Genomic DNA, 17,107 nt, shown 5'->3' with positions numbered 1-17,107 from the left:
ACTTCCATTTGTAGAACGTTGCCGTACTCATACCGTGTTCACGACAAAGATTCGGTACAGGCGTGCCAGATTCAGCTTGTTTTAAAATACTCATGATTAAACTGTCTGAATATTTTGATGTTTTCATAGAAAATCTCCTTGGACAAAGGTTAATCGATTTTCTACTTTTAAACTCGCTTAATTTGCGGGAGCATTACCGATCTTCCTTCTTACCAGAAGAATTCCACCCTTACTTACTCACAATTATGCTTATAATTACAGGATTAATTTTTACTGCGGTTAATAGTCGGAACTTATTGAGATTTTTAAAATATTTAAGATAGACCAACAAATACGAATAAAGCAACCTGAAGCTTTTTTAAATAAAAATTAAAAAACCTTACGCAGCATTACGTGTTTTTAAGTGTTCCATTAAAAATGGAACACTTAAAAACCTCAATTTCTTAATAATCCTCAAATAAAGTAATATCTTCTACTTCGTTTAGGAATGCTTCAAAATATTGTCTTGCTTCACGAATTTGACGTTCATCCTGTTGATTCAATACTTGATTAAAATGTTCCGTTCGCTCTCCAATATGTAAACGTAAGTCGCCTGTTCTCTCTCTAAATAAGCGCTCCGCGCGCAATAATAAACTCTTATTGGTCAAGTTATCACGTGGGTGAATTTTTAAAGATTGTAGTTGCTGTCGTGCCAACTCAATTTGTTCGGCAGACATCACACTTTGATGATTCACCACCACTTTCTGAAATTTCTCGTTGGTGGCAGGCACAAAGACATCCACATCTAAAATCCCATTTGGGTTATAGGAAAATCGTACATCAATAGAAAGATGTTCATCATTGGCAGGTAATGGAACCGTTAGCGAACCCAGTGAAATATTTTCTCGACAAAGACGGTGCTCACCTTGATAAATATCGACAACAATTTCACGCTGACCTTTTTCGCGTGCGGTATAACTATTTACTTTACTGGCAGGAATCACAATATTTCGTTCTAAAATAGGTGAGAACTGAGAGTCTGCTCCAACTGCAATGCCTAAACTAAAAGGACAAACATCGGTTAACACCACCTCTTTTAACGATTCATCTTTGGCTTTTAAGCCTGCTTGAATACATGCACCACGTACAATTGCTTCATCAGGTTGAATACTGGTCGATGGAAACCGACCAAACAATTTCGTCACCAGCTTTCGAACCAAAGGAATACGCGTTGCTCCCCCAACCATAATAACTTGGTCAACTTGTTGTGGTTGTATACGAGAGTCACGTAATGCACGCTCTAGTGGACGACGTAGTTTTAGCAACAACGGTTCTGCCCATTTTGCTAAATTTTCTTGTGTAACGTTAAATCGATATTCTTGTTCTTTCCACTTAAATACCAATTCGGTTGATGCTTCTTTGGTTAAGGTGTGTAAGCAATGCTGCGCTTTGGCTTTTAATGCCACTTCAATATCGTACGGAATTGTATTTTCTGCTGAGCCAAATTCAGAAGCATATTTCATCCAAAATTGTTTCATAATCAGCAAAATAAAATCATCACCGCCTAAGAAGTTATCTCCTGCACTGGCACGAACTTCAATTACACCATCGAACAACTCCACAATTGAGACATCAAATGTACCACCACCTAGGTCAAAAATAAGGAAACAACTGTCCTCACTTTGCCCCAACCCATAAGCGAGTGCAGCCGCAGTCGGTTCATTAATTAAGCGGCTGACTTTTAACCCAGCAAGCTCTGCGGCTGAAATTGTCGCTTGGCGTTGAATATCGTTAAAGTATGCAGGAACCGTAATCACTGCCTCCTCTACTTCAACTTGTAATGCTTGTTCAGCATCTTGTTTTAAAGATTGTAAAATAAGTGCAGACAATTCAACTGCACTAAATTCTTTGCGCCCCAATTTTAAAAGCTTTGATGTGCCCATTAAGCGTTTAAAACTGGTTAAGACATCCTGCCCTGTGCTTCTAAGTTCAAGAGCAGCCTGACCAATCAATATTTGCCCTTGTTCATCCATCGCAATTGCTGATGGGGTTAATTTTGTACCGTAGGCATTATCAATCAATCTAGATTGACCATTTTCGAAAACACCAACTAATGAATTACTTGTACCAAGATCAATGGCAATGAGGGGTTTTAATGCTGTCATTTTTATCAAATTTTACGAAAAGATATGAAAATTTGATTTTAAGTTTAATCCATAATACTTATATTTTCGATATGTAGATAATTATCTGTGTATCCAAATAGGTAAAACACTGCAAACATAAAAAATGAACCTATAATACGATTACAAAGCTTCAGGGCGAGGTAAAATCCAAAGCCGTAGATAGTTAAAATGGAAAAAGCCGACGTTATATACTAGAACACCCCTTTCGTGGATTGCTCTCCCTTTTTCTTATCTAGCCTGAAAGGTTCGAGCGTATTTTATTGGTCATTTCTGTCTGGCTTTAAAGTTATTCACACACTTCGCAATCAAGACTAACGCCACTGCACCCGAAAGCACAGGAAAAATAAGAAAGTAGCCATCATAATGAATTGTGTTGGCTGTAAGTAAAATGACCAAAGGATTGGCTCCTGCGGGGGGATGAACACAGCCTAACCACTGCATCATGGCAATGGCACAGCCAACTGAAAGCGCAATACTCCAAACATGAACACCCAATAATTTTAAAAAAATTAAGCCAATACAGGCTGTAATAAAATGCCCCAAAATAACATTTCGAGGCTGCGCCAAAGGCGATTGTGCCGCAGCATACAACAACACACAACTTGCGCCGAAGGGTGCCATAATCCACAAATGTCCCGACCACTGACTCAGCAACAGCAATAATCCAATGCTTAAACTGCCTCCAAATAATGCTTTTAATATTTCAGAACATGATGGCTGTGGTACAGATTTTTGTTTGTTCAAGACAATGGAAAACATTGCAGACGCCCTGTAATTGATTTAAATGCATAAGCGAGCTAAAATAGTACAGATCTGTACTTATTTCAATAGGCAAATTATCATGTCGAAATCAGCCGATAAAATTTTAGATACCGCAGAGTATTTATTTAACCAACACAGTTTTAGCAGTGTTGGGGTCGACTTAATCCGTGATGAATCTGGTTGCTCTAAAACCACGCTATATACTTATTTTAAAAATAAGCAACAATTGGTCGCCAGTGTTTTAAAAACGCGCGATACGCGCTTTAGAGACAGCCTAGAACAATTTGTTGGTGATACAACCGATTTAAACGCGCTAGAGCGCATTTTTGATTGGCATATTCATTGGTTTCAGCAAGATACCTTTAAAGGCTGTTTATTTGTTCGCGCAGTTGGTGAATCTTCTAAACAAGAAGACGAAATTATCCAACTAGCTAAAGACCATAAAACATGGTTGTATGCTTTTATTTCAAAGCACACACAAAACTTAATGCGCCCAGCAGAAATTACTGAACTGACTTATAATTTTTTAGAAAGCTTAATTAATCGTTTTTTAGTTGAAGGTTTTAATGCAGAACGCGCAGAACAGAATAAATCCTTATTATTTAACCTCATTGGCATGCTGCAAGCTTAATCTTCCATGCTTACTTGCAATAAACTGTGCTGAATGCCATCTGCACGTAGCCAAGCCAAATCATAACTTGCCTGCGCCAAAGACAAAATCCGCCGTTCAAACTCGCGCCACAACGGTTTAACCTGTTCCGCAGTTACGCCCAAGCCACTATCATCCGCCAAGTGTTTGTTTTTTTCACACAACCGCAGCGCGTAATATAATTGACGGCCTGTGGTCGCCTGCGCTAAGACACGTACTCGCTTTGAAAGCAAAAATTGCGTGACCATCGTTAAATTTGCATGTGGCAGCATTGGAATTAAAATTTGATCTAACTGCAAATCTAGTCGCTTCCAAATTGCCAATTGTTGTGCCTCGGTATAGCTGTTCCAACGAATAATTTCATGATTAAAGCGCCGACAACCGCGACAAACATGATCGCCAAAAGTGGTTGAGCAACGCCCTGCACACGGTGTAACTGTAGGGATTCGACCAGCATTACTCAAAATAACGACCTCATATTAAAAATTTAGAACTAAAAACACTATATCTTGTATGCAAAGATATTTTATCAACTAGATTTGGTGTTTCAAAGCAGATTTTCACTTTATTTAATGTTACTTAAATCTTGCGTTTAAGCATTCATCTTCAAAGATGATCACGATTATTTTTTAGGAACAATTCCCTATAAATTGTATTGATTTGTCGCTTAAAACTGATTTTCACGCTAGAATATGCCACTTATTTTTGATTACTGATACTTTTGGAGTTTCCATGAACGCTACTGTAGAACAGCTTGCACCTGTAGAACAGCAAGCGACCACTGACTGGGTTGTTGCCGCACTATATCAATTTAAAGAAGTTGCCGATGCTGCCGATTTACAGCAACGCCTTCTCGATTTAGTCAAAACCATCAAGTTATGTGGAACTCTAATTGTGGCCAGTGAAGGAATTAACGGCACGGTTGCTGGGGATCGTCAAGGTATTGATACGATCCATCAATTTTTATTAAACGAAGGCTTTACTGCGATGGAATATAAAGAATCGCATAGTTCTGAAAAGCCCTTTCGTAAAATGAAAATTAAACTCAAAAGTGAAATTGTTACTTTAGGCGTAGAAGTCAAACCACGCGACTTGGTCGGGCATTATTTAGACCCGAAAGAATGGAATGAATTAATTGCCCGTGACGATGTCATTTTAATTGATACCCGTAACGATTACGAATACAAAGCAGGTACATTTAAGGGTGCGATTGACCCTAAAACAGAAACTTTCCGTGAGTTTCCAGAATATGTGAAGCAAAATTTAGAACAGCATAAAGATAAAAAAATTGCCATGTTCTGTACCGGTGGTATCCGCTGTGAAAAATCGACCTCTTTATTATTACAAGAAGGCTTTAACGAGGTTTATCACCTTAAAGGCGGGATTTTAAAATATCTAGAAGAAACCCCAAGCGAAGAAAGCATGTGGGAAGGTGAATGTTTTGTCTTTGATGGGCGTACCGCGGTTACACACGGTATGGAAGAAGGCGAAAATATTAAATGTCATGCCTGTGGTTGGCCTTTGGTTCCTGAAGAAGTGGCTTTACCAAGCTACGAACATGGTGTGTCTTGCGTATATTGCATCAAAAAAACTTCGGATAAACAAAAAGAAGGTTTCCGTATGCGCCAATCGCAAATTGCGGCTGCAAAACGTAAACGTCTTTAATTTAAAACAAAGCCAAAACTAGCCTGCTCTAGTTTTGGCTTTGTGCAAAAAAAATAAAAATTCTAGCCTTTACTATCTTTATTTATTTTCATCAACCATGATAGATATAATAACTCAGCACATCTAAAGAAATATTATGCAACACGAATTTTGGCATCAACGTTGGCAAGACAATAAAATTGGTTTTCACCAATTCATTCCTAGCCCGCTTTTAGTGGAACACTTTAATCAGCTGAATTTAAATGCACATGCCCGTATTTTTGTTCCCTTAAGTGGAAAAACACTGGATCTTAGCTGGTTTTTACAGCAAGAATACAAAGTTGTCGCAATTGAACTCAGCCATATTGCTGTAACATCATTGATGGAACAATTGGCTAAAGACTTTGAAATACATTTTGAGGTCTTGCATCATCATGATCTGATCCACTATCACCACCCACAAATTGATCTTTATGTCGGAGACTTTTTTAATCTGTCACACACAGAGCTAGGACATGTCGATGCCATATATGACCGAGCTGCTCTGATTGCATTACCTGATGCAATACGTTTCAACTATGCAAAACACTTAGTTGAAATCACCAATGCAGCGCCTCAATTTCTCATTAGCTATGAATACGATGCAGGAAGCCATGAAGGGCCGCCTTTTTCAGTCAATCAAGCTGAAATTCAAATGCTTTATGCGAAGACCTACAATTTAAAATGTATACAAGAACAATGGGTTGATCCTATAAAAAACAAAGGCAATAACCCTAAAAGTACAGTTTGGCAACTTACAGCCAAGCTTTAAAGAAAAAAACACCGCATCAAGCGGTGTTTTGCAATCTATCGAGCCTACTCAGACTCAAAGACCATAATGACGAATTAGTTTGGTGTGTGATACATCAAATACAATTCATTTAAATTGTCTGGAATCTCTTCTGCAAGTTCATCCATTAATTGACCATTGCGGCGGAAAGATTCCATTTGTGGATCTTCTTCATCAATGCCACTAAACACCATAATTGGCAAAGTTAAATCGACCAATTGTTCTTCAAATTCTGGAGTAAACCATGCTTCTTCATTTAAGAACATTGCATCGACAAAACCCACACTCCAATCGCCTAAGCTTGACTCAACATCCGCTTCTTCAATTTCAAAAGGAAATTCAATTCCCTCTTCATTGGCTAGGCACTGACGTAGATAATCTAACCAAAGTTTAATTTGCGCAACAATTTCAGCAGGAACTTTTTTAACGTTACTGTCAAATAATTCATTTAACCAATTATCAAAAGTTGGTCCAACAGCAATGGCACTTAAAAAACCATGGGTTGCTGCGAAATCTAGACCATACTCGTTTTGGTCACCGTCCAAATAATCACTTAACTGATCTAAATTTAATGCACTCATGGTCATTCCATTCTTAATCTATACTGTGCGCGAGCATAACATTGATTCAAGCACTTGTTTAAGCGCTTTTATTCAACATCATCCTCAAAGTCGTCGTCATCGTCCAAATCGTAATCAAACTCTTTTAATTCGCGTTCTAAACGACGTTGCGCAAGCAGGTCGTCAATTAAACGACGTTTTTCTAATGACTCTTTTGCAGTGATTTTACTTGATGATTCATCGAAACTGACATCATCATCGTAACTCTCATCTAGTTCAAAATCTGTAGAAGACACTGAAACTACCTCAACATAAAATATAAATGTTTTATCGGCTATTTATCGCAACCACACCATATTGTCAAGAATTATCTACTTTTATATTTTTTAACGATCAAATAAACTGCTCTTTTTTTCTCGATAATTTTTGTGTATTTATATATACAATCTAGGATTAAATTGCATTCCTTGCGATTTAGCTCTTGAAAAAAACTAGAACAACCCGATATTTATAAAACTTTATGCTGTAATGCCTGTAAAACAGGTCGATAACACATGAGAACTGAAAAAAACCACTTAAAGTGTGCTATCATGCACGGTTTTTCACTGCCACCGATTCAACTGAGAGTAAGCAAAAGATGAGCGATATGAATTCCCCTACTTCTCAAGTAGCGGCTCTGATTAGCCGAGGCAAAGAGCAAGGTTATTTAACTTACGCTGAGGTTAACGATCATCTCCCAGACTCGATCACTGAAAGCGAACAAATTGAAGACATTATTCAAATGCTTCAAGACGTGGGTATTCCTGTGCATGAACGTGCGCCTGAAACCGACGATACCATGTTTGGTGAATCGACTGAATCGGGCGATGAAGTTGCTGAAGAAGAAGCGGCTGCGGTACTCGCTTCAGTTGAAAGCGAACCGGGACGCACCACCGACCCTGTTCGTATGTATATGCGTGAAATGGGTACAGTTGAACTACTGACCCGCGAAGGTGAAATTAGCATTGCCAAACGCATCGAAGAAGGTATTCGCGATGTTTTAAATGCCATTGCATATTGGCCGAATGCGGTTGAAGTTGTTTTAAAAGAATATGAAGAATATAACAATGGCGAACGCCGCCTAGCAGATATTTTATCAGGTTATTTAGACCCTGAATCTGACGAAGATATTCCGGAAGTATTGGAAGAAGAATCTGAAATTGAAGATGAAGACGATGCTTCGGAAAAACCAACCAAAGACGTCAAGCTTGATGATGACGATGAAGAAGAAGAGTCTGAAAGCGATGACGATTCTGAAGGTGAATCAGGTCCAGACCCTGAAATTGCGAAAGCTCGTTTTGCAGAATTAGAGCAAGTATGGATTCACGCCAAAAACACCTTTGAAAAACATGGTCGTACAGCGCCAGAATCTGAAGAAGCACTCAGCTCGCTTGCAACTGTATTTATGATGTTCAAATTTACACCACGTTTATTTGACATTATTTCAGAAATGATTCGCGGCACACACGAACAAATTCGTACCGCTGAACGTGAAATTATGCGCTATGCGATTCGCCGTGGCCGTATGGACCGCAACTTGTTCCGTACAACTTTCCCGGGTCAAGAATCGAATCCAGCATGGTTTGAAGAGCAGCTTGCCAAAGCCCCAGCAGAAACACGCGGTTATTTAGAAAAAGTGCGTCCTGATGTGTTGGCGTTCCAACAGAAAATTGCAGACATCGAACAATACCTTGGCTTAAACGTCAAAGGTATTAAAGATATTGCCAAACGCATGTCGATTGGTGAAGCCAAAGCTCGCCGTGCGAAAAAAGAAATGGTCGAAGCCAACTTACGTTTGGTAATTTCAATTGCGAAAAAATACACCAACCGTGGTTTACAATTCTTAGATTTGATTCAAGAAGGTAACATCGGTTTGATGAAAGCGGTTGATAAGTTTGAATATCGCCGTGGTTATAAGTTCTCAACGTATGCAACATGGTGGATTCGTCAAGCCATTACCCGTTCGATTGCAGACCAAGCACGTACTATTCGTATTCCTGTGCATATGATTGAAACCATTAACAAAATTAATCGTGTTTCTCGTCAGTTGCTACAAGAAATGGGCCGCGAACCAACCCCTGAAGAATTAGGCGAACGTTTAGAAATGGACGAAGTCAAAGTTCGTAAAGTGCTGAAAATTGCAAAAGAGCCAATTTCAATGGAAACCCCAATTGGTGATGATGAAGATTCTCATCTTGGTGATTTTATTGAAGATTCGAACATCACGTCACCTGTGGATGCTGCAACTTCAGAAGGCTTAAAAGAAGCGACACGCGAAGTATTAGAAAACCTGACTGAACGTGAAGCCAAAGTTCTAAAAATGCGTTTTGGTATTGATATGCCAACCGACCATACTTTAGAAGAAGTCGGCAAACAGTTTGATGTAACGCGTGAACGTATTCGTCAGATTGAAGCCAAAGCTTTGCGTAAACTGCGTCATCCTTCTCGTTCAGAACACTTACGTTCGTTCTTGGAAAATGACTAAGATCATCTTAACTATGGGTGCTTGATTTTTTTTCTCACCCCCCCATTATAAGATGTATCAATACAACGCCTGCGCTGATTGCAGGCGTTTTTATATTAAAAATGAGGCTATTATGTTAGAAGACCGCACACCTTCTCGTGAACTTCGTGAAGACCTTTGGGTATTCCCAATGGACTATCCTATTAAACTCATCGGCAATGCAGGTGAAGAACTTCGTGTTGCGGTGGTTGGAATTTTAGTAAAACATTTTCCTGAGTTTGATGAAGCAAGCTTAGTCATCACGCCATCTCGCACAGGGAAATATCATTCTCTTACCGCACAGTTGCGTTTTGATGAATTAGAGCAAGTGCATGCGTTATATGCAGACTTAGCTGCTTGCCCACTGATTAAAACGGCATTGTAATAAAAAAACACGCTTCAGGGCGTGTTTTTTATCAGCACACAAATGCATTTATCTCATGCTAACTGTTTTATAATAAAGACCTATTCTTAATTTTTAAGGCAGATTGCAGTGACAGACGCAATAATAAAACCCACGCTTCTAATCCGCCAATATTGCAGCCTTACCCCGTATGCTGAGCGTTTCATTGAAATGAAAAGCTATACCGAACAGCGTGACGAAAATTCTCCCGATCAGCTATGGATTTTGCAACACCCTGCGGTACTCACTCAAGGACAATCGGGTAAACCTGAACACATTCTTATTCCAACCGACATTCCTGTTGTACAATCCGACCGCGGTGGACAAGTCACTTGGCATGGCCCGGGGCAAATGGTGATTTATTTCATGTTTGATCTTAACCGCTTAAAATGGAATGTGCGGACATTAGTCAGCTTTGCCGAACAACTCATGATTGACCTACTCAAAAAATATAACATTGAAGGTTATGCCAAATCCGATGCGCCCGGTGTATATGTCGATGGTCGAAAATTTGGCTCTTTGGGTTTTAAAATTCGTAAAGGTCGTAGTTACCACGGCTTAGCCCTAAATATTGATTGCGACTTAACTGGATTTCAAAGTATTAATCCCTGTGGTTATGCAGGTTTGGAAATGGTACGTTTCTCTGATCTTCTCAATAATTATCCTAATTTTGAACAACTCAGTTTAGATATGATTGATTATTTTAAACGCACAGATTACTTTAAAGAGATACAGGTCATTACTGAAAAATAAGTTAAAGTAATGTTCATGCATAACAGCATCAAAGGGATGAAAATGACCAAAGCTCCAGTGAAATATAGCCTGCAACGCAGCTACGTCAAACTCATGATGGATGTGATTGGACGTGGCCTTGTCACTGCAAGTCAAGTAGACCCAGAAATTCAAGCTGAAATCGCCAAATTTCCAGATAACTTTATTTTGTCGATGAATGTCTTTCCCAACGGGCCGGCGTTTATTGCACAAGTTACTCCAAACAAACAATTACAACTTCTACAAACCTACACACATAAACCTGATTTAACCATTACCTTTAAACACTTAAACCATGCTTATTTGGTGTTTTCTTTTCAGGAAAGTACCGCGCAAGCCTTTGCCAATGACCGCATGATTGCAGATGGTGACTTATCTTATGCAGTGCGTTTGGTACGCTGTTTAAATAAAATGGAAGCACTGATTTTGCCTAAATTTATGGCAAGTATGGCAGTCAAAGAGTATCCAAAATCACTCGGCTTCAAAGAAAAAATCAAAGCAGCCAGTTCTATTTATTGCAAAATTGCACAATCCTACATAAAAGGGAACGTATAGCCATGAGCAAATCATATTACGAGTTTTTTTGCCCTGTTAAACTTATTGCCGGTCATGCCGCACTTGAACATATCCCTTTTGAACTGGCAACCTTAGGGGCAAAGTGTCCGCTGATTATTACCGATAAAGGTGTTCGCACCAATGGACTGCTTGCCCCAATTGAAGCTGCATTTATAACAGCAGATGTTGCAATTGGCAGTATTTTTGACGATGTACCACCAGATTCGAGTTTAGAAACTGTACGTCTAGCAGCAAAATCTTATCGTGAACATCATTGCGATGCCATTATTGCCATTGGTGGTGGTTCAGTTATCGATACAGCCAAAGCCACCAATATTTTAGTGTCAGAAGGTGGTGATGACCTGCTTAAATATTCGGGTGCACACAATTTACCCAAACCACTCAAACCCTTTTTTGTCATTCCAACCACCTCTGGCACGGGTTCAGAAGTTACCATGGTGGCGGTCGTCTCTGACCCAGAAAAAAATGTCAAAATGGCATTTGCATCGTATTACCTAATGCCACATGCTGCCATTTTAGACCCACGCATGACCTTAACTTTACCACCACACCTGACCGCAATGACTGCAATGGATGCAATGACGCATGCCATTGAAGCTTACAGTTGTATGGCCGCCAATCCCATGAGCGATGCCTATTCTACCGCTGCCATTAAAAAAATTAGCCAAAACTTATTTCAGGTTTTAGATCATCCTAAAGATAGCGCTGCACGTTTAGAACTCGCTCAAGCCTCTACCATGGCAGGCATTGCTTTTTCAAATTCAATGGTCGGTTTAGTGCACTCGCTTGGACATTCATTGGGTGCGGTTGCACATTTGCCGCATGGCTTGTGCATGAACTTATTTTTACCTTACGTACTTGAATACAATAAAAGTGTGAATGGTGAAAAAATTGCCGAACTATTATTACCACTTGCTGGCAGTGAAGTTTATGCACAAACCCCAGCGTCAGAGCGCGCAGAAAAAACTATTTCAACGCTGTATGATATTCGAGATCGACTATTTGAACGCACCAAACTACCGCGCACATTAAGCGAAACCGGAAAAGTACAACAGAATCAGTTCGATGAAATTGCCGAAAAAGCATGGAACGATGGCTCGATTATTTACAATCCGAAAGAAACATCGCTAGAGCAACTCAAAGAGATCTTGCAAAAAGCATGGTGATATTGAGTGACTCTGTTGGTCAAAAAAGTACAATCTGATTTAAATATTGTGCTTTTTTTGTTATATAAGAAATAGATGCGGCATTATATTCAACATTGGCAGATTTTTTGCTAAATGTTTTACCAAAAGAAAGCTGAAAAACTGTCAAATTTAACCAAATTGATATAAAGTTGCGCTCTTTGTTTTATCGTGGGTGGGATCGTTCGTCCTAAACGGTCCTAAAAATTTAGCTGATCCTTGATCAACGATTATGAGGATAACGCCGTTGACACATTCTTCTGGGACTCAACCGGCAGCATCACTGCAAAAGACTCTGCTTCTAGGCCATATTATTATTATTGGATTGGCCTACATTCAACCAATGACCCTATTCGATACCTTCGGTATGGTATCGGAAGCTAGTATCCAACATGTTCCAACCTCTTATTTCTTTGCCTTACTTGCCGTTTTATTTACCGCACTAAGCTACGGAAACATGATTCGCCGCTATCCATCTTCGGGTTCTGCATATACTTATGTACAACGCGCAGTCCATCCAAATGCGGGCTTTATGGTCGGTTGGTCATCCCTTCTCGACTACATTTTAAGTCCAATGGTGAATATTTTACTTGCGGTAATTTATCTTACAGATATGTTCCCTGGAGTAAATCACTGGGTGTGGGTGATTGGTTTAACGCTGTTTATGACATGGGTGAATTTACGTGGCATTAAATTTGTTGCGAATTTCAATGGTTTAATCGTTTTATTCCAAATCCTTGTTATTGTGATTTTTGTTGTGATGATCATCAAACAATTAGCACTTGGCAACACAGCAATGAACACTATGGGCCTATCGGCAACGCATGATGCAACGCTTTGGTCAACTACGCCATTCTTTGGAGATAAAACCAATGTCGGCGCATTGATTACAGGCGCAACCATTTTGTGTTTCTCGTTTACAGGTTTTGATGCGCTCAGTTCGCTTGCAGAAGAAACCAAAGATACAGATAAAGTCCTTCCACGTGCCATCTTCTTAACCGCGCTTATTTCAGGGATTATCTTCATTGTTGCAACTTATTTCATGCAACTGTTTTTCCCAGGGAATCCAAGCCAATACTTCCAAGATGTAAACGCAACACAACCCGATATTTTACGTATTGTGGGCGGTGAAATGTTTAAATCAGTGATTCTTGCATTCGCAATTGTCACAGTAATGGCGTCTGGTATTTCTGCGCATGCAGGGGTTTCTCGTTTAATGTATGTGATGGGTCGAGATGGTGTTTTTAATAAAAAATACTTCGGTAGTTTAAGTACAAAAACACACTCTCCAGCATTCAACATTATTTTAGTGGGGATTATTGCACTTTCAGCAGGCTTTACAGACCTTGACCATGTCGTATCACTGATTAGTTTTGGTGCATTAACTGCGTTTAGTTTCGTAAACCTCTGCGTGATTTCGCAATATGCCTTACGTGAAGGTCGAACCAAAAACGCTAAAGATATCTTTAACTACGTTGTTATTCCAATGTTAGGGTTTATCGCTGTTGGTGCGTTATGGCTTCAAATTGACCACGTTGCACTAAAATGGGGAATTATTTGGGCTGTTGTGGGTATTCTATTCTTAGGTTATAAAACCAAAGGCTTTAAGATTCCACCACCACAATACAAACAAGATTAATTCTATACATAAAAAACCAGCGTTTACGCTGGTTTTTTATTCAATGACCGTTTCAATTTAGGCTGGAACGGTCATTTTTTTACTTATATCTGTTAAAAATTAGCCCGCTAATTTTTCGGCAACGCTTAATACGCGTTTTGCATAGGCTTTTGCGGTGTCTAAATCGCCAGATGGGATTTCATCTACGCTTGCATCCGATGGGCTTTGTACCAGTAGCCCCACTGAACCGCCTAAATTATTGACATCTTGACGAGTTGCATTTTTCGCATTTGACGGCGCTAAACCTAAGCTCACCCAAATACCGCCATGTTGCGATGCTAAAGTTTGTAATTGAATTAAAGTGACTTGTTTGTCGCCATTTAAACTTGCACTGTTGGTGAAACCTGCAAAGACTTTATCTTGCCAACCGCGAGTGAACCAAACCTTCGATGTTGCATCTGCAAATTTCTTAAACTGCCAAGGCGCTGCACCCATATATGTTGGTGCACCGAATACAATTGCATCGGCCTGATTTAATGTTTCCCAGTCTGCGTCTTGAATATCACCTTGTTTATCAATTGCAATTAAAGCTGCGTCAATTTCATTTGCAAACACTTCTGCAATGACTTTGGTGTGGCCATAACCTGAATAATAAACAACTGCAACTTTTGCCATTTTTTACCTATTTTTACGTTTTTAAGAACGGATAAAATATAGCATATCTTATGCCATCCACAGCAAATCTACGCTAATTATTCTCTTATAAATGAATAAGATATTGACCAAAAACCAATAATAACACTCAAAATATTTTACATTGCCACAACCCGATTTCGCCCTTGCTTTTTAGCCGTGTATAAACACTGATCAGCATGGCGAATCACATCATCGGTACTCACATCTTGCGCTTGCACCTCGCTCACACCAATACTCATGGTTATCGGTTGCTGCACTAAAATTGTGCTATGGGCAATCAGCTCACGAACCCGTTCGGCTAAAATTACTGCGCCGTCTAGTTCTGTGGCAGGCAACAACACCAAAAATTCCTCACCACCAAAACGGGCGACAAAATCCGTTTTTCTCAGTGCCATTGGAATCAGCTTGGCCACTTCTTGTAATACTTTGTCACCCACTTCGTGTCCATAACTGTCATTAATTTTTTTAAAAAAATCGATGTCCATTAATAAAATGGTATAAGCCTGCTGATAACGTTGCCATTGTTGATATAGATCATGCGCGTAATCGTTACTGGCACGGCGATTATATAAGCCCGTAAGCACATCATAACGTGCAAGTTTTTCAAGTTCGGTATTGGCAAGCTCCAACTCACGGGTGCGTTCTGTTACTTTTTGCTCGAGGGTTGAATTGGCATCTTGTAATTGTTTTTTCTGTTGCAACAACGTTTCTGTCATGCTACCTAAAGATTCAGACAAGCCCTGTAACTCTAAAATACTGCTTTTAGTGGTAAATTGAATCTCATCATTGCCCTGCTGTACTGCATAGGCTTTTTTGGCTAATTTAGCAATTGGACGACTAAAACTGTCGGCCAATTTATACGTGATCAATAGCAACACCGCTGAAAGAATGAAACCAATCAGCAGAATTTGCTTTTGTAAGGTGCGCACGTCAGCCAACGCAATATTAATCGGCTGACGGATCATGACACGCCAACCTAAATCCATTTGTGTTTTAGACACCACAGGAACATCGGTGGTTAAATATTGCTGTTTGCTATGCCATGAATCGGTAAAATATTCGGCACGATTTTTTTGTAAATCTGGCGGATTCACCTGCCCAATACTTTTAAATGGATACAAAATTTCACCGTGCGAATTAACAATAAAAACCTCAATACCTTGTTTTTGCGCATCTGCAGACAATGCGGTTTTTAAAACTTGCCCTGCCCATCCCCAGTCAGCATGGGCCGCCAACACGCCTTTTACTTTATGGGTTTTTAAGTCGTAAATGGGTGTGGCAAAATCGATAAATCGCATCGGCTCGCTTGGATTGTTCGACTGCAAAATTTTGGCCAATAAAACGGCTTTATGCACATCACCCAAATAAACATGACTTAACCCATTAATAAACCAAGGTCGCTCTGAAACATCCGCGCCTTGTAATAATTGGTTGGCAGCAACAGTGACTTTGCCCGATAAATTGGCAATTCCCAACCAAGCATAATATTGATATGAGGTTTTAACCTGATCAAGCTGCTGTTGAACTTGCGGATCGTTAAAGTCCGCCGCAGCAAAAAATGGCGATTGACTCAATAACACCATTTCACGCTCGCGTTCCGCTAAATTTGTAGCCAGCATATTGCTAATACTTTGCGCAGAAGCATATAAAGCTTCGCCACTGGCCTGCTTCATTTTTTTCGATGCAATTTCACCAATTGAAAAAACAGTGCATAAGCCCAAAAGAAAGGAAATTCCCGCAAATAAAATAAGTAAGCGGTCGCGCAATGAATTAAATTGAAGCATGTGATTGTCCATAATCAAGTTTAAAAATTATAATGTTTTTCACGCTTAAAAAGATAAAAAAGACTGATTATTCAGTCTTTTTTACACAAAAAATTCAAGGCTCAAGCCTTATTTTGGCCCTGCATTTGCCAAAACAAATTGTTTAACCGCAGTCACCTTCATCGGATGGGTTGTCCCCACAAAATTTTTAATCGCTAAATCATATTGCCGCGACAATACGTCAGCGTTGACCTCAAAGGCATCGCTACGGTCGGCATTGCTATTAAAGTTTGCCTCACAATTACGCCCCAACTGACGAGTACAATCGTTATTGGCCTGACCAAGATTACTTGAAGATGGTGCAAAAATTAAATCGTTGGCGGTTTTCTTAAAAATTGGCTGAAACTTACCTTTTAAAGCAGCACTATTATCGTAATAATTGCCTTCAACCAAAGCCAACACCTTCGGACTGGTGCGCACCCCCATGTAATAATTCGATTGATACAAATTATTCACCACATGCACCAAACCTAAACCAGATGCAGAATCTGCTTGCCCTAATTCAGGCGCACGTCCTGATGTTTGATGAATCCAATTTTGCTTAAAGCTAATGGTCTGTTTGTCGCCCAAAAATAAGAAATTCCAGTAATGACGACGATCACAATAATGCCCATAGTCGGTGCTGCCATCAAAATTATTGTTGCTAATCACAATATTTTTAGCCGCTCCCCAACCAGTCACCACAAACTGACGACCGATTCGTGCAATATAGTTATGATCAATCAGCACATTCGATGCATTATCAATCGTAATCGCATCGCCCGCCCAGATGACTTGTTCATTAATATCGGTAATATTTAGGTTTTTAATGCTGATATTGCTCACGCCACCTTTGAGCATTAAGCCCTTGCCCTTAATGCCAGAATGGGCACCCATCCCCACAAC

General features: G+C 39.7%; 18 protein-coding genes. 9 read left to right on the top strand and 9 right to left on the bottom strand.

Annotated features, from left to right (window positions below; genetic code table 11):
- From I2F62_RS12235 to I2F62_RS12225, 3 genes are all read right to left on the bottom strand, one after another.
- Positions 1-127: transposase (locus I2F62_RS12235; RefSeq protein ID WP_324625581.1), on the bottom strand; the 127-nt coding region annotated here is incomplete at its 3' end.
- A gap of 316 nt (positions 128-443) precedes the next feature.
- On the bottom strand, positions 444-2,144 hold the full coding sequence (locus tag I2F62_RS12230; protein WP_324627277.1) for an Hsp70 family protein: 1,701 nt from the start codon (positions 2,142-2,144) through the stop codon (positions 444-446).
- Positions 2,145-2,429: 285 nt separating this feature from the next.
- Entirely contained in the window at positions 2,430-2,924 is a 495-nt protein-coding gene (locus I2F62_RS12225) for an HPP family protein (RefSeq protein WP_324627276.1), read from the bottom strand.
- Positions 2,925-3,006: 82 nt separating this feature from the next.
- On the opposite strand from I2F62_RS12225, the gene I2F62_RS12220 reads away from it, so the two are divergent.
- Positions 3,007-3,558, top strand: a complete 552-nt coding sequence (locus I2F62_RS12220) for a TetR/AcrR family transcriptional regulator (RefSeq protein ID WP_324627275.1) — start codon at positions 3,007-3,009, stop codon at positions 3,556-3,558.
- On the opposite strand, the gene I2F62_RS12215 is transcribed toward I2F62_RS12220, so the two are convergent.
- The gene (locus tag I2F62_RS12215) at positions 3,555-4,040 is read right to left on the bottom strand and encodes a DUF1289 domain-containing protein (RefSeq protein ID WP_324627274.1); all 486 of its coding nucleotides are present in this window, start codon (positions 4,038-4,040) and stop codon (positions 3,555-3,557) included. The two genes, I2F62_RS12220 and I2F62_RS12215, sit on opposite strands and share 4 nt — an antisense overlap.
- Before the next feature lie 268 nt (positions 4,041-4,308).
- On the opposite strand from I2F62_RS12215, the gene I2F62_RS12210 reads away from it, so the two are divergent.
- Together I2F62_RS12210 and tmpT are read left to right on the top strand one after the other, a co-directional pair.
- Positions 4,309-5,241, top strand: a complete 933-nt coding sequence (locus I2F62_RS12210) for a rhodanese-related sulfurtransferase (protein ID WP_324627273.1) — start codon at positions 4,309-4,311, stop codon at positions 5,239-5,241.
- 136 nt (positions 5,242-5,377) lie between these two features.
- A complete protein-coding gene (gene tmpT / locus I2F62_RS12205) occupies positions 5,378-6,031 on the top strand; it encodes a thiopurine S-methyltransferase (protein ID WP_324627272.1) in 654 nt (217 codons plus the stop codon).
- 74 nt (positions 6,032-6,105) lie between these two features.
- On the opposite strand, the gene I2F62_RS12200 is transcribed toward tmpT, so the two are convergent.
- The gene (locus I2F62_RS12200; protein WP_324627271.1) at positions 6,106-6,630 is read right to left on the bottom strand and encodes a YecA family protein; all 525 of its coding nucleotides are present in this window, start codon (positions 6,628-6,630) and stop codon (positions 6,106-6,108) included.
- A gap of 68 nt (positions 6,631-6,698) precedes the next feature.
- A complete protein-coding gene (locus I2F62_RS12195; RefSeq protein ID WP_324627270.1) occupies positions 6,699-6,905 on the bottom strand; it encodes a PA3496 family putative envelope integrity protein in 207 nt (68 codons plus the stop codon).
- 284 nt (positions 6,906-7,189) lie between these two features.
- Here I2F62_RS12195 and rpoD point away from each other — a divergent pair, with 284 nt between their 5' ends.
- The 6 genes from rpoD (at position 7,190) to I2F62_RS12165 (ending at position 13,724) form a co-directional block, all read left to right on the top strand.
- Positions 7,190-9,133, top strand: a complete 1,944-nt coding sequence (gene rpoD, locus I2F62_RS12190) for an RNA polymerase sigma factor RpoD (RefSeq protein WP_324627269.1) — start codon at positions 7,190-7,192, stop codon at positions 9,131-9,133.
- Between the two features lie 112 nt (positions 9,134-9,245).
- Entirely contained in the window at positions 9,246-9,536 is a 291-nt protein-coding gene (locus I2F62_RS12185) for a DUF493 domain-containing protein (protein WP_324627268.1), read from the top strand.
- A 108-nt stretch (positions 9,537-9,644) separates the two neighbouring features.
- Positions 9,645-10,307: a lipoyl(octanoyl) transferase LipB gene (gene lipB, locus I2F62_RS12180; RefSeq protein WP_324627267.1), complete on the top strand. Its 663-nt coding sequence runs from the start codon at positions 9,645-9,647 to the stop codon at positions 10,305-10,307.
- Between the two features lie 36 nt (positions 10,308-10,343).
- Positions 10,344-10,880: a hypothetical protein gene (locus I2F62_RS12175; RefSeq protein WP_324627266.1), complete on the top strand. Its 537-nt coding sequence runs from the start codon at positions 10,344-10,346 to the stop codon at positions 10,878-10,880.
- Between the two features lie 2 nt (positions 10,881-10,882).
- Positions 10,883-12,067 carry an iron-containing alcohol dehydrogenase gene (locus tag I2F62_RS12170; RefSeq protein WP_324627265.1) on the top strand — a complete coding sequence of 395 codons (1,185 nt, stop codon included), beginning with the start codon at positions 10,883-10,885 and terminating at the stop codon, positions 12,065-12,067.
- A gap of 250 nt (positions 12,068-12,317) precedes the next feature.
- A complete protein-coding gene (locus tag I2F62_RS12165; protein ID WP_420713762.1) occupies positions 12,318-13,724 on the top strand; it encodes an APC family permease in 1,407 nt (468 codons plus the stop codon).
- A 99-nt stretch (positions 13,725-13,823) separates the two neighbouring features.
- Here I2F62_RS12165 and I2F62_RS12160 read toward each other — a convergent pair whose 3' ends face one another.
- From I2F62_RS12160 to I2F62_RS12150, 3 genes are all read right to left on the bottom strand, one after another.
- Positions 13,824-14,378 carry a flavodoxin family protein gene (locus I2F62_RS12160; RefSeq protein ID WP_324627263.1) on the bottom strand — a complete coding sequence of 185 codons (555 nt, stop codon included), beginning with the start codon at positions 14,376-14,378 and terminating at the stop codon, positions 13,824-13,826.
- Between the two features lie 137 nt (positions 14,379-14,515).
- The gene (locus I2F62_RS12155) at positions 14,516-16,183 is read right to left on the bottom strand and encodes a diguanylate cyclase (protein ID WP_324627262.1); all 1,668 of its coding nucleotides are present in this window, start codon (positions 16,181-16,183) and stop codon (positions 14,516-14,518) included.
- Between the two features lie 108 nt (positions 16,184-16,291).
- Positions 16,292-17,107 (bottom strand): right-handed parallel beta-helix repeat-containing protein (locus I2F62_RS12150; protein ID WP_324627261.1); only part of this gene is annotated, 816 nt, incomplete at its 5' end.

Origin of the sequence: Acinetobacter sp. MD2(2019), from assembly GCF_035615615.1 — a bacterium.
GTDB lineage: Bacteria > Pseudomonadota > Gammaproteobacteria > Pseudomonadales > Moraxellaceae > Acinetobacter.
The sequence above is the reverse complement of the archived record's forward strand: the minus strand, read 5'-3'. Positions and strand labels throughout refer to the sequence as shown.